A 13,986-nucleotide genomic window follows, 5' to 3' on the forward strand; every position below is an offset into this window, starting at 1 on the left:
CCCCGACAAGTGACTCCACCGATAAATGTCGGGGTTCGTTGTCGCTCACCCGCGACCTGCGGCGCTAAAATTCATTTCGATGTTGCATCCTAGCACTCCGGCTTGTAGGGATTCGGGGAAGGGCCTGTGAAAGGGGATAAGCCGGTGAATAAGAAGGACGAGGTCTACGAGTTGCTGGTCAGCCGGCTGGTCGGGGCGGAATACACGTTCGGACAGAAACTGTCGGTGAAGGAGGTGGCCGCCGATACCGGGGCCAGCCGCCAGCCCATCATGGCCGCGCTGAACCGCCTGTCGGCGGAAGGCTTCGTGCGCATCATTCCGCAGGTCGGATGCGAGGTGGTCAATCCCGACCGTGACCAGATCGCTGATTTCTACCTGATGTTCGAACGGATGGAGGGGCTGTTGGCCGAACTGGCCGCCGCCCGCCGGACAGAGGCGCAACTTAAAGAGTTGCGCGATATTCAGGCCCGCATCACCGCCATCGACTTCGCCCAGGCAGAGGCGGCGCAGACCTATCTGGAGCTGAACCGCGCCTTTCATCAACTGATCCATGACATGGCCCAATCGCCCTTCGTCGATGAGCGACAGAGCAGCAATTTCAACATGTCGGATTTCTTCATCAATCAGGCCATCGGCTTCTCCGCCTTCATGGGCGGGGCCGCGCAGGAGCATGAGGAGATCATCGATGCCATCGCGTCGAAATCGCCGTCGCGGGCCCGCTCCCTGTCGGAAAGCCACATTGCCGGCGTCGCGTCCGCCGTCGCATCCGGCTTGCGCGCCAAGTGGGCGCGATAACTATTCATTTTCTGAACTGACATGCTTGCATGCTAGTTCGCGATGTGTAACAGTATCCCCGTGATGAAGCGGGAAGGGCCGGAAAGGCCCAGCCGCTTCGCCAGACAAGGGGCCGGAATGATCGGCCCTTAACGAAATGCCGGCCGATGGCAGCGCCGGACCGGCACGGGGAGTGCGCCACATGCAAGATCATCCTGCCCAGGAACCGGCCTATGACGCCGACGCCCTGCGAACCAAATATCGTGCCGAACGGGACAAGCGCCTGCACCAGGACGGCGCAAGGCAGTATCTGGACGCCGCCGGCGAGTTCGCCCATTTCACCGATGATCCCTATGTCACGCCTGGCTTCACCCGCGACGCGGTGACGGAGGATGTGGACGTGCTGGTGATCGGTGGCGGCTTCGGCGGCCTGCTGACGGCGGCCAAGCTGTGTGACCGGGGCATCCGGTCCTTCCGTGTCGTGGAACAGGCCGGCGATTTCGGTGGCACCTGGTATTGGAACCGCTATCCGGGGGTTCGTTGCGATATCGAATCCTATATTTATATGCCGTTGCTGGAAGAAGTTGGTACCGTTCCGGTTGAGAAATATTCGACTGGGGCAGAGATTTTTGCCCACGCCCAGGCCGTTGGCCGGCATTATGGCCTTTATCCCCACGCGCTTTTTCAGACCAAGGTGCAGCGACTGGAATGGGATGAGGCGGCCTCTCGCTGGCTTATCTCCACTGATCGCGGCGATGTCATCCGCGCCCGCTTCGTATCGGTCAGCCAGGGGCCGCTCGCCAAGGTGAAGCTGCCGGGAATCCCCGGCATCAAGAGCTTCAAGGGCAAGATTTTCCATTCCAGCCGTTGGGATTACGACTATACCGGTGGCGATGCGTCGGGCGGTCAGGTGAAGCTGGCAGACAAACGCGTGGCCATTATCGGCACTGGTGCCACGGCGGTGCAGATCGTACCGTACCTGGCCGAACATGCGATGCAGCTGCTGGTCTTTCAGCGCACGCCCTCGGCCATCGATGTTCGCAACAACCGTCCCACCGACAAGGATTGGTTCAAGGCCCAGCCCAAGGGATGGCAGCGCCGCCGTATGGAGAATTTCCTGTCCATCATCAATGGCCGACCGCAGGGCGAAAACTTGGTGGGTGACCATTGGACCGACCTGTGGGAGCGCATGGGCGCCCTGATGGCACAGGGCCAGGGAAAGGTTGCCCCGCCCCAGGCCATGCAGCAGGCCGATTTCGAAAAGATGGAGCAGATCCGCGCGCGCGTCACCGAGACCCTGGGCGATGGTCCGGCGGCGGAGGCGTTGAAGCCCTGGTACAATTTCTTGTGCAAGCGCCCGCTGTTCAGCGACGAATATCTGCCTGCCTTCAAGCGCCCCAATGTCACGCTCGTTGATACCGGTGGGAACGGGGTTGAGGCGGTGACGGAAACCAGCGTCATCGTCAACGGCACCGAATACCCCGCAGACTGCATCATCTTCGCCACCGGCTTCGATGTCGGTGCAGCCGCGCACAAGGTCGGCGGGTACACGGTGATCGGGCGCGGGGGCAGGTCCATCGCGGAGAAGTGGCAGGGCGGCCTGCGCTGTCTGCACGGCACCATGTTCAGCGGCTTCCCCAATTTCCACGTCGTGGGCGGGGCGGAGCAAGGGACGACGGCCTTCAACTTCACGCACACGCTGGACATCCAGGCCACGCATGCCGTGGAGATCATCCATTACGGCCTGCGCAATGGCGTCGCCGCCCTGGAGGCCACGCCGGAGGCCGAGGAGCACTGGTTGGCCACCATCGAGGCCAGGCATGTGGATCACGAGCATTTCTATGAGGAATGCACGCCAGGATTCCTCAACAATGAAGGCGCTTTCAAGGACCGCCCGACCTATGTCGGCGGCACCTATGGCGGCGGGCCGCTGGAATATGAGGCCGTGATCACCGCATGGCGCGCGGAACGGCTGTCTCAGGATCTGGACATCCGCGTCCTGGGTCGCGGGGCGGAGTAGGGGCAGGCCGGCCAGCCGTAGGTCAGGTCGAGGCGTGAGCCGAGCCCTGACAGAATAAGCTTTAAGCCTGTCCTGTCAGGGCTCGCTTGCGCTCGACCTGACCTACAGTCTCTATATCCACAACTGACATTCTAGAATTTATCAAGTCCAATCCACCGGAGGATTGGCGAGAAACCCGACAATGATCAAAGAACGGGAGGAGGAAGCCATGTTTAGCCACAAGATGAAGGGTGCTGTCTGCGCAATGGCTCTGTTGATGCCGGCGCTGTCGCAAGCGGCGGAGACACAGGTAGCCCAGGCGGGTGACATGCTGGACGAGATCATCGTCACGGCCACCAAGGCCGGCGAGACGACGATGCAGAAGACGCCGCTGGCCATCAGCGCCTTTTCCGCCGACAAGCTGGACAGTTCCCTGGTCCTGAACGTCAAGGATCTGGTAGCGGTCACGCCCAACCTGTCGGTGGCGCAGGTGACGGCCAGCGCCGTCATCTATATGCGCGGCATCGGCAGTTCCAACGTGTTCGGCGGATCCGACCCCAGCGTGACGACGCAGATCGACGGCGTCTATATCGCCCGAGCCTTCGGCCAGTTCCAGGATTTCGTGGATATCCAGCGGGTGGAGGTGCTACGCGGGCCGCAAGGCACGCTGTATGGCCGCAACGCGGTCGGTGGCACCATCAACATCATCTCCAAGAAGCCGTCGGATACGGCCACGGGCAAGCTGCAACTGACCGTGGGCGACTATGAACGCCGCCAGGCGCAGTTCTATGTCAGCGGTCCCTTGGTGGAGGAGAAGCTGCAGGCCAGCTTGTCCGGCACCTATATCCGCCACGATGATTACATCGATAACATCCATGCCGCTGGCCAGCCGGGCACCAACAATGCCAATCGCGGTGGCGTGCGCGGACAGCTGCGCTTCGTACCTGCCGACAAGGTGGAGATGATCACCCGCTTCGATTACAGCGAAAGCGATGAGCGGTTTGACAGCTACAGCCACCTGCTGGTGCCCTTCCGTCCCGCCGGCACCAACCCGGCGCCGCAAGCCTCCAGCATCGTTGGCGACTATTCCAGGGTCGCGTTGAATTCGCCGCAGACCAACGACACCAAGCTGTGGGGCGTGGCGCAGGAGGTGAATGTCGACCTGTCAGACGAATTCGCCATCAAGTCGCTGACCGCCTTCCGCAAGAGCCGGTACAATCTGCTGGTGGACAGCGACGGCACCGAACTGCTGGCCCAAATCAGCAACCAGAATGAATGGTCCAAGCAGTTCAGCCAGGAATTGAACCTGACGGCCAATATGGACCGGTTCAGCGGCGTCGTGGGTCTGTTCTATTTCCATGACAAGACCAGCACCCTGCTGCAATCCACCAACTATGCCAGTCCCGTCCTGCCGCCGGCCAACGCCTTCTATATCCGCACCGAGCCCGACAGCTTCACCACCTCCTATGCGGCCTTCGCGCAGGGGACCTACAAGCTGACCGACGATCTGGGCTTTACAGCGGGCCTGCGCTTCACCCAGGATACCAAGCGGATCGAGCAGAATTTCAACCGTGTGTCGCTGGCCACCAACGCCTCCACCCCCGGCTTCCCCTTCGTCTATGAGCTGAAGCGGAAGTTTGACGCGGTGACCCCGAAATTCGGCCTCGACTACCAGGTGACCGATGACGTGATGCTCTATGCGTCGGCCACGCGCGGGTTCAAGAGCGGCGGTACCAGCATTTTCGCCAACAATGCCACCGACCTGTCCTTCGCACCGGAAACCATCTGGGCCTATGAAGGCGGCATCAAGAGCGACCTGTTCGATCGGCGCCTGCGCTTCAACACCAGCCTGTTCCATTATGATTACAAGGATTTGCAGGTACAGTCGCTGATCGCGCCCGGCGTGGTGGCCATCCGCAACGCCGCCAATGCCCGCGTGCGCGGCGTGGAGTTCGAGGTGACGGCCCGGCCTGTCGCGGGGCTGGAACTGGGTGGCAACCTGTCCTTCCTGGACACCAAATACCGGTCGTTCCCGACGTCCAGCGTACCGAACCAGTTGGTGAATTTCGTGGCGACGGACCCGCGCTACAACGCGGCCACCCGCACCTTCAATGCCACGGGCAACCATCTGAACGCGGCTCCCAAAAGCTCCCTGTCCACCTATGGTCAGTATAATGTCGATGTGGGGCCGGGCACGGCCTTTGTCCGGGGTGAGTATTTCCGGCAGAGCAAGGTCTATTACGATGCCTCCAACGCCGATATCTTCGCTCAGAAACCCTACGACCTGATCAATGCCTCGGTCGGTTGGAACAGCGATGAGGGTGGCTGGGGCGTGCAACTGGTCGGCAAGAACCTGGCCGATGAGCAGTATCTGATCACGGTTGCCGCCAACGGCCTGGTTCCCGCCGGTCTTGCCGGTGCCCCCCGCACCTGGGTCTTGCAGGTCTCCAAGAGCTGGTAGTCGTGGGGTGGCCCCGCAGCGGGTTCTTTCCCGCTGCGGGCCTTTCTTATCGCTGAACGGATGCCCAACCGGGCTGATGTATGGAAGGCGGCTACAGCCATGTGCTGTTCACCGCTACGACCTTTGGCAAGAACCTGGCCCGGTGCGTGGCGGCCCCGTTGACTGTCAACGTACGCTGGTGAATGCCGGTTTCGTACCCAACGATTATCAGGTCGGCCAGACCGGCAAGATGGTGGCCCCGGCATCCAACGCCTAAGCCCCTGACCTCGTAAGAGGTCAGGGGCTTATGTCCAAAATCGCTACCTGATAACCTCCGGCTACGGCGATCATTTCAATCCGCCCTCCCTGCTTCCAGGCAAGGTTACACGGTCGCGGAAATGTAGAGATTTGAGACGGATCGGTCGATCTTATAAAAGCTTGAAGTAATGGATGCGGTTGGCGCCGGGGATTTTTTCGGCGACCCCGACAAAGACATGTTTGGCCAGCCAGTCATAGGGGCCTGCCGGCACGTCGAATTTCGGGCAGACGCGCATGTAATATTCCGACGGGTCCACCGGTTCGTTGCGGGACATGCGTTCCGCCACTTCCGGCGTGTAGGCCCAGCGATAGCCACGGTTCTGGAGATAGATGATCGTCCCGTCATCCAGTTCCAGCAGATAGCGGGCATCGAAATCGATCACACCGTCGGGGCGCAGCAGCGGCCAGTCGCCGCCGCTCATCGGTACAACGCGTCCCTTGATGCCCGGCCCCTCAACCGTGCCGTCGGCGGCATAGATGGCCGCACGCGTCGCCCCCATCGTCGTGGGACGCAGCCAATGGGGCTTGGTCAGCGTGATGCCGATGGAGAAGGCGAATTCAAAGCGCGGGGCGAAGGGATGGGGTTCGGTCATGTTGTTTCCTTGTCAGACATAAGCGCGGTGGTAACGGCGGTGGCGGCATTCATTCAACGGAGATGAGGGGCACCAGAAGGTGTGAATCATAGGCACCCCCGGTTTTCACGACATGCTGTCCGCGATTGCGCAGATCCTCATGCCGCGCGAAGGCCAGGCCGTAGCGGTCCTGGTCATAGATGTCGCGCCCCTGCACCGTCAGGTGCAGACCCTCACCCGCCGCGAAGCGCACGGATGTGGGCCAGATCTCGATCTCCACCGGCACCGGGGCACCTGCCGGCAGGGGCACTTCCCGGTCATGGCGGTGAACGGGCTGCCAGGGGGTAGACCTGTCCATGTCCAGTTCCCGGTGGGAAACACGCAGCCAGCCCAGCGCCAGCGGCCCGTCATCGTAAAGCGCGTAGAAAGTGAAGGGCACGCAGTTGCCCGAACGGTCTATCTTGTCCAGCCCGACGAACAGGTCCATGTCGTCGGCCCCATCCGCCTGCACCCACAGGCGTACCTTGAAATGGCCGGTCAGCTCCGTTTCCCTGTCGAACACGATGTCGAAGCTGGCGCGCCCGGTCAGGGCATCGTACCGCGTTTCCGCCTCCTGCACGGGAGGGGAGGGATCAAGCGTGCCGTCGGTCGCATCCAGGTGGAACGGCTGATACTGCGTCCGGGCCAGGGGCCACTCGGCTTCATTCCGGAAAGCCCCCTCGCTGCCGGCCTCGCGCACCTGAAGACGCACGCGCGGCCATTGCAGGACGCCCGCATCCTGTCCTTTCAGGAACTGGTCGAAGAACTGGCGCTGCAAGGCCACATTTTCCGGCATGTAATAATGCCGCCATTTCTTCTGACCATGCACCAGCAGCCATTTCTGATCCGACGATATCTGCTTGTACGCCTCCAACGTGCCGCGCGTGTGCAGGCCGTGATCGGACCAGCTGGCCACGATGAAGGTGGGCAGGTCGATGGCCGCCAGGTCCAGTTCCTTGCTGCGCCAATAGGCATCGATCAGGGGATGCGCCCTCACATTGCCCGCCGTATCCTCTGTGCGGGTGGTGGACCAGTTCAGGCTCATGGTTGCGCGTTCGACGAAGTTGGTCTCGGGGATGCCGCCATGGAAAGCGAATTCCCGATACCAGTCGGAAAAGCCTTCCCACGGGTTCAGGGCTGCCAGATGCGGCGGCTTCAGCGGTGCGACCAGATATTGGATGCAGGCGAGGTAGGACACGCCCGTCATACCGACCTTGCCATTACACCAGGGCTGCACGCCCAGCCATTCGATCAGGTCGTAACAATCCTCCCCCTCGCCAATGCCGTTATGGCGAAGCTCCCCTTCGGAAAGCCAGGCGCCGCGCGGGTCGGGATAGCAGATGGCGTAGCCGTGGCGGCACCAATAGGCGGGGTCCGGCGCCTCAAACGCCGTGTGGCGGGAGTTCCAGCCATCCGCAATCCCTGCCGGCGGCCAAAGATTGGCAGCCTTGCCATGCTTGCCATAGGGGCTCCAGGCCAGAAGCACAGGCAGGTCACGCTCCCCCGCCGCCCCTTCCGGGCGGTAGAGATCGACATAAATGGTCACGCCATCGCGCATCCTGACCGGCAGATTACGTTCGAAGACCAGCCCATCTTCCACGATCCGCGCATAATCCTTTGGCGGCAGGGGCGGCTTATAAGGGTTCGTCGCCGGGTCGCGGCCCGGCAGCATCTTCAATTCGAAACTATCGGGCATGCCCGTCTCCGTCCCTTGTTTTTCGGCCCTGTCCGGTGGTCATCCGACCGCGTGGCCCTTCATTCATTGATTAATCATCATAATTCAAAATCACCCTCTTGCAAGAGCCGATCGACCGGAATATTGATTTCTCAATGAATCATGGGAGAACAAGATCATGAATGACGATCATCCGTTGGCCCTGCGGCACGAGCATGTGTTCGATATCCGCATCAATTTCGACCGCCGCTGGATGACGGGGCCGATCCATCCGGGCGGCCCCAATCATGGCTATACCTCGGTCGGAGAGGGATGCACCGTCAGCGGCCCGCGCCTGAACGGCAAACTGGTCGATCACAGCGGCGCCGATTGGCCCGCGGTCCGCGCCGACGGCGTGGTCGAACTGAACGCGCACTACATGATCCAGGCCGATGACGGGGCGCTGATCTATATCCGCAACCTGGGTTATGTGCATGGCCCCCTGCAACGGCCCGGCTACAAGCCGCTGACATCCTATTTCCGCTGCACCCCCTATTTCCGCGCCCCCGACGGGCCGCATGAATGGCTGAACCGCACCGTGATCGTGGGCGTGGGGCAGCGCCGGCCAAAGGTGAAGCCGGAGGATGATCCCGACCATTCGCTGTTCCGTTATTACGCCGTGCTGTGACCCGTGTGGCGGAGCAGCGGCCATGAATGATTTCAGCCAGCGCCAGCGGTTCGACTTCTATGTCGACGCCCTTAACTGTGACGATATGGAGGGTGTGGCCGCCTGCTATGCCCCTGATCTGCACATGACCGACGATCAGGTGGATCTGCGGTCGGGTGAAGCGGTGATGGCATTCCATCGCCGCTTCGCATCCCGCTTGGAATTGTTGAACTATGTTGACCGTCCGGGCCGGATCGCAGCGGAAATCCGGTGGACCCTGCACGCACGCGAGCATCCGACCGATCCCGTGGTGACGGGAGAGACACGAACCTGGACCAGTTTCACCATGATCGACATCGCTGACGGTCGCTTCACGCGTATCCGTTCGGCGCCGTGCAGGGCCGCCCCATGACACAGCCATCCACAAGCCCAGCCGATGCCGCCATCGCCTTTGCCCGCTATATCGCCGCCTTCAACGCAGGCGATTTTGAAACGGCCTGTTCCTACTATGCCGACGATATCCGCCTGACCATCGGCAATGGCCGCGCATTGCGGGGGCGGTCGGAAATTGTCAGCTTCTATACCGGGGTGCGCGCTGTCACCCGGCGTACCATCACGGTTCTGGATTGCTTTGCCAGTGAAAGCTTGCTGGCCGCCGAACTGGAATCCGAATTCCTGGCGGTTACCGATGTGCCGGACTTTACCTCCGGCCCGATGCGCCAGGGCGACCGGATGTACATCAACAGCTTCGCCTTCTACAATATCGACCAGGGCCGGTTCAGCTGTATCCGCGCGACCGTGTTCCGGCGGGTCTGGAAGCGGCACGCGGATTGTTCCTGAACGCCGGCGCACAGCACAGGAACCCTATCCTGGAAGGGAAAGAATGACGGATTTCCGGATCGCGCAGCAGGACATGCTGTTCGCCCTGCAGGTCGCCAACGCACCGGCGGAGGATCAGGCCGTGCTGCGCGATCTGCTGCCCCCGGTGGCCCGGCTGGCGGAAACGGAACTGGGTCCGCTTGATCCCGTCGGGGACCGGATCGGTGCCGCCTTTGCCGATGGAACGGTAACGATGCCACCGGGCTTCGTGGCTTTCTATCGCCAATGGGTCGAAGGCGGCTGGAACCTTGTCGATGTTCCGGAACGATGGGGCGGCCTTGGCCTTCCATTGTCAGTTGCCGCGCCCTTGATGGAGGTCTGGACATCGGCCTGCATGGCGTTCGGGTTGGCGCCGGTGCTGACCCAGGGTGCCATGGAGGTGCTGCTTGCCCATGGCGATGACGCCTTGCAGGCCGCCTGGATGCCGTCGCTGGCGGCGGGTACCTGCATGGCCACCATGGCCCTGACCGAACCGATGGCCGGGTCGGACCTGAACCTGATCCGCACGCGGGCGGAACGGGCCGGTGATGGCCGCTACCGGCTGTTCGGACAGAAGATGTTCATCACCTATGGCGACCATGATCTGACCGACAATATTGCGCATCTGGTGCTGGCGCGCCTGCCCGATGGGGCGCCCGGCAGCAGGGGGCTTTCGCTGTTCCTGGTTCCGAAATGGCTGCCGGACGCGGCAGGCGACCTGCTGCAACGCAATGATGTCCATTGCCTGGGCATCGAACATAAGATGGGCCTGCACGCGTCACCCACCTGTACCATGGGCTTTGGGGAACAGGGGGGTGCCATCGGCTGGCTGATCGGTCGGGAGCATCAGGGGCTTTCCTGCATGTTCACCATGATGAACCGTGCCCGCCTTGCCACCGGCCTGCAGGGCGTGGCGGTGGCCGCGCGGGCCACGCACGCTGCCGAAACCTACGCACGGCAACGGGTTCAGGGCAGTGCAAGCCGTGGCGGTGCACCGGCCCCGATCCTGGCCCACCCGGACGTGCACCGCATGCTGACCGATATGCGCGCCCGGACCACGGCCATCCGGCTGATCGCCTACAGCGCCGCAATGGCCATTGACCGGTCACATCATGCCGGCGATGCCGACCAGCGTCAGGCCGCCCTTGACCGCGCATCGCTGCTGACGCCAATCGTGAAGGCGTTTTGCAGCGACACGGCCATCGATGTCGCCTCCACCTGCATCCAGGTGCATGGTGGCGCCGGCTATGTGGAGGAGACGGGCGTGGCCCGGCACCTTCGCGATGTCCGCATCACCGCCATCTATGAGGGTACGAATGGCATCCAGGCCATCGACCTTGTCCAGCGCAAGATTGTGCAGGCCGGTGGATCGGCCATCCGGGCCCTGCTGGCGGAACTGCGCATGGAGGCAGGCGCGGCGGCCGCCACAGATGAACCGGCCTTGCGCGATTGCGTGCCGCTGCTGACCGATGCGCTGGATGCCATTGCGGGCACGGTCGACTGGCTGCTGGACAAGGAACGGACGGACGCCGACCGGCTGGCCGGTGCCACGCCTTTCCTGGACATGCTGGGCCGGACGTTGGGGGCGGCCCTGTTGCTGCGGGGGGGCATGATGAATCCGACCCCGGAAACGCCTGCCGATATCCACTGGCTCGCCCGCCATTTCTGCTGGACATATCTGGCCCCTGTCCCGGCCATTGCCCGGCTGGTCCGTCAGGGTGCAGCGCTGCTGCCGCCGGTTTCTGCATAGACACCATCTCTTCCGCCGTCGTCGATGTCCCCCATAAGGGGGACAGATGTTTTTCTTCCCCATCCGCATAGTTGGCCCATCGAACCGGGGACACACCCGGCGCCAAGGGATCGGGAGGGGGACGTGAGCGGATTGTCACCCACGGGCTATGACCTGCCCGTCTATGATTATGTAAAGCCACCGGAACTGTCGGGAACGGGCCGGGGCCGGTATCCGGTGGTCATCGTCGGTGCCGGTCTGGCCGGGCTGACGCTGGCCTGTGATCTGGCCAGCCGGGGCGTTTCGGCCATTGTCCTGGACGAGGATGACACGGTGGGCGTGCGCGGCGCGTCCAGCCGGGGCATCTGTTACGCCCAGAAAAGCCTGGAGATTTTCGACCGGCTGGGCATTTACCCGCGTATCCGCGACAAGGGTGTCACCTGGTCCGTCGGCAAGGTGCTGCGCGGCCATGAGGCGCTGTACCGGTTCGATCTGGCCGTGGGCAGCCGGTCGGCGCAGCCGCCCTTCATCAATATCCAGCAATTCTATGTCGAATGGTTTCTGGTCGACCGTATCCGGGAACTGGGCGTCACGGATTTGCGCTGGAAGAACCGGGTGACCGGCATCCGGCAGGATGAAGACGGCGCCGTCCTGACCGTGGAAACGCCCGACGGTTCCTACAGTTTGGAAGCTGACTGGGTGATCGACGCGTCGGGCCATGCCAGCACGATCCGGCATGCCCTGAGCCTGCACACCAAGGGGGAGTTGGGGGAGGATCGCTGGTGCATCTCCGACGTGCGGTTCCGCAAGGATTTGCCGGTGGAGCGCTGGACCTGGGTCGAAGCGCCGTTCAATGAGAACCGGGCCGTGTGGCAGCACCTGATGGCGGACGGCGTCTGGCGCATGGATTACCAGATGCTGCCCAATACCGATCCCCATGAGGCCAGCCGGCCGGAGGTGGCCGCGGCCCGGCTGCGCGACCAGTTGGGGCCGGATGTGGAATTCGATCTGGTCTGGGTCGGTGCCTATGCCTACCGCACGCAGCTGATGGATGATTTCCGGCATGGACGGGTATTCTTCATCGGCGATGCGGCCCATGTGAAAAGCCCGTTCGGCGCACGTGGCGGCAATAGCGGCATTCAGGATGCGGAAAACCTGGCCTGGAAGCTGACCCTGGTCCTGAACAGTCAGGCGCCGCAAGGGCTGCTGGACAGCTACAACACCGAACGCCGCCCGGCGGCGGTGGAGAATATTGCCGTCACCCGCCGGTCGGGCCGTTTCCTGGCCCCGCGCACGGAGGTTGAGCGGATGTTCCGTACCGCTGTGATGGATCTGGCGGTTGATCATCCCTTCGCCCGGCTGCTGCTGAATACCGGGCGGATGTGCGTGCCCTGTCATTATGGGGCCTCACCCCTGACCACCGGTGACGCAGGACAGGCCATGCCCAATCTCGCCCTGGGCAGCCGGTCGCTGGGCGGGATGCTGCGGGGGCAGGGGGCCGGCTTCCTGGCCCTCTGGTGCTCGCGCGATGGGGAGGATGGGTTGGGCAGTGCCCTGTCGCACCTGTCGCATGAGGGCTTGCCCCTGCATGTCCAGGGTGTCGGTGCCGATGACCGGCGGGCGCTGGGCATGGCGCCGGGGGAGGTGCTGTTGATCCGCCCCGACCTGCACCTTGCCGCCCGTCTGGCCGATGCTGATGGGGATCAGGTGCGCCGGGCCCTGGCGCGGGCCATTGGCTGGATATGAAACAGGGAGGAAACGATAACATGCGCACCACCCCCAACATTCCCGACCCAGATGCCTTTTACGAGGCCTTGCTGGACATGCATGCCGGGCTGCCGGCGGCGGAAAGCCACGCGCTGAACGCCCGCCTTGTCCTGCTGCTGGCCAATCAGATCGGTGACCAGGGCGTGTTGCTGTCCTGTCTTGAAACGGCGCGCGACACAAGCGCTGCCCACCGGAGGAATGATCCGTGACCCAATCCTTTGCGTCCGCCGCCGACAATATGCAGCAGACCCCGCAACTGGTCGAACTGGCCAGCGGCGTCTATGGCTATATCAGCGATTTCGACCCGAATTGCGGCTTCGTGGTCGGCCCGGACTATGTCGTCGCCATCGACACCCGTGCGACCCCCGCCCTGGCGCGGGAGATGCTGGCCGCCATCCGCAGCGTGACGGACAAGCCGGTGCGCTATGTCTTCCTGTCCCATTACCACGCGGTGCGGGTCATGGGGGCGTCGGCGTTTGACGGCGCGGCCCTGATCGCCAGTCAGGCGACGCTGGACCTGATCACCGAGCGCGGGCCCGATGATTTCGAGTCCGAAGTACGTCGCTTTCCCCGCCTGTTCCGGGGCGTGGAAGAAATTCCCGGCCTGACCTGGCCCGATCTGGTTTTCGATCAGGGGCTGACCCTGCGTCTGGGGGACCGGGACCTGCATTTCCGGCATCTGGGGCGCGGGCATACGGCGGGGGATTCCATCTGCTGGATACCGGATTGCGGGGTGCTGTTCTCCGGCGATCTGGTGGAAAACCGCTGCGGCGTCTATGCCGGCGACGGCTATGTCGCTGACTGGATCGACACCCTGGCCCGGCTGCGCGACCTGCCGGCCACGACCATGGTGCCGGGCCGGGGCGCCGCCCTGCGGTCACGCGACGCGGTGGTGGGTGCGGTTGAGGCGACCCAGGGTTTCCTCACCACCCTGCGCGACGTGGTCGCCCATGCCCATGCGCAAGGGGCCGACCTGAAAGCCTGCTTCAACGCGGCGGAACAGGTCATGACCCCGCTTTATGGTGACTGGCCGGTCTTTGCCCATGTGCTGCCCTTCGATGTGGCACGCATGCTGGAACAGTTGCAGGGCGGGCAGCACCCCACCCCCTGGACCGCAGAGCGTGATCAGGCCCTTTGGGCCTTGCTGCGGAGCTGATACTGATGCCGGG

General features: G+C 63.0%; 13 protein-coding genes. 11 read left to right on the forward strand and 2 right to left on the reverse strand.

Annotation, left to right across the window (positions count from 1 at the left end; translation table 11 throughout):
• The first annotated feature begins 144 nt into the window (after window positions 1-144).
• The 4 genes from ACODSP_RS11155 to ACODSP_RS11170 all read left to right on the forward strand — a co-directional run bounded on the left by ACODSP_RS11155 (window position 145) and on the right by ACODSP_RS11170 (window position 5,490).
• Window positions 145-795 (forward strand): GntR family transcriptional regulator, encoded by a 651-nt coding sequence (locus ACODSP_RS11155; RefSeq protein WP_488965669.1) that lies wholly within the window; start codon window positions 145-147, stop codon window positions 793-795.
• Between the two features lie 181 nt (window positions 796-976).
• Window positions 977-2,794 (forward strand): flavin-containing monooxygenase, encoded by a 1,818-nt coding sequence (locus tag ACODSP_RS11160; protein WP_488965670.1) that lies wholly within the window; start codon window positions 977-979, stop codon window positions 2,792-2,794.
• A gap of 208 nt (window positions 2,795-3,002) precedes the next feature.
• Window positions 3,003-5,234, forward strand: a complete 2,232-nt coding sequence (locus tag ACODSP_RS11165; protein ID WP_488965671.1) for a TonB-dependent receptor — start codon at window positions 3,003-3,005, stop codon at window positions 5,232-5,234.
• Window positions 5,235-5,310: 76 nt separating this feature from the next.
• Window positions 5,311-5,490, forward strand: a complete 180-nt coding sequence (locus ACODSP_RS11170; protein ID WP_488965672.1) for an FAD-binding protein — start codon at window positions 5,311-5,313, stop codon at window positions 5,488-5,490.
• 151 nt (window positions 5,491-5,641) lie between these two features.
• On the opposite strand, the gene ACODSP_RS11175 is transcribed toward ACODSP_RS11170, so the two are convergent.
• A complete protein-coding gene (locus ACODSP_RS11175; RefSeq protein WP_054169199.1) occupies window positions 5,642-6,124 on the reverse strand; it encodes a DUF3237 family protein in 483 nt (160 codons plus the stop codon).
• A gap of 49 nt (window positions 6,125-6,173) precedes the next feature.
• Complete coding sequence (locus ACODSP_RS11180; RefSeq protein WP_488965673.1) at window positions 6,174-7,838, reverse strand: CocE/NonD family hydrolase; 1,665 nt, start codon at window positions 7,836-7,838, stop codon at window positions 6,174-6,176.
• Window positions 7,839-7,995: 157 nt separating this feature from the next.
• Between ACODSP_RS11180 and ACODSP_RS11185 the strand changes: the two genes are divergently transcribed.
• The 7 genes from ACODSP_RS11185 (at window position 7,996) to ACODSP_RS11215 (ending at window position 13,973) form a co-directional block, all read left to right on the forward strand.
• Window positions 7,996-8,484, forward strand: coding sequence for a DUF3237 domain-containing protein (locus ACODSP_RS11185; protein ID WP_488965674.1), 489 nt, complete (start codon window positions 7,996-7,998; stop codon window positions 8,482-8,484).
• A gap of 22 nt (window positions 8,485-8,506) precedes the next feature.
• Window positions 8,507-8,875 (forward strand): nuclear transport factor 2 family protein, encoded by a 369-nt coding sequence (locus ACODSP_RS11190; RefSeq protein WP_488965675.1) that lies wholly within the window; start codon window positions 8,507-8,509, stop codon window positions 8,873-8,875.
• Entirely contained in the window at window positions 8,872-9,303 is a 432-nt protein-coding gene (locus ACODSP_RS11195; protein ID WP_488965676.1) for a YybH family protein, read from the forward strand. The genes ACODSP_RS11190 and ACODSP_RS11195 overlap by 4 nt, the downstream gene beginning before the upstream one ends.
• 43 nt (window positions 9,304-9,346) lie before the next feature.
• A complete protein-coding gene (locus tag ACODSP_RS11200; protein ID WP_488965677.1) occupies window positions 9,347-11,071 on the forward strand; it encodes an acyl-CoA dehydrogenase family protein in 1,725 nt (574 codons plus the stop codon).
• 123 nt (window positions 11,072-11,194) lie between these two features.
• Entirely contained in the window at window positions 11,195-12,796 is a 1,602-nt protein-coding gene (locus ACODSP_RS11205) for an FAD-dependent oxidoreductase (RefSeq protein WP_488965678.1), read from the forward strand.
• Between the two features lie 20 nt (window positions 12,797-12,816).
• On the forward strand, window positions 12,817-13,026 hold the full coding sequence (locus ACODSP_RS11210; RefSeq protein ID WP_488965679.1) for a DUF2783 domain-containing protein: 210 nt from the start codon (window positions 12,817-12,819) through the stop codon (window positions 13,024-13,026).
• Window positions 13,023-13,973, forward strand: a complete 951-nt coding sequence (locus tag ACODSP_RS11215) for an MBL fold metallo-hydrolase (protein WP_488965680.1) — start codon at window positions 13,023-13,025, stop codon at window positions 13,971-13,973. The genes ACODSP_RS11210 and ACODSP_RS11215 overlap by 4 nt, the downstream gene beginning before the upstream one ends.
• The last annotated feature ends 13 nt before the right edge of the window (window positions 13,974-13,986 follow it).

This window comes from Niveispirillum sp. FG156 (assembly GCF_057809555.1).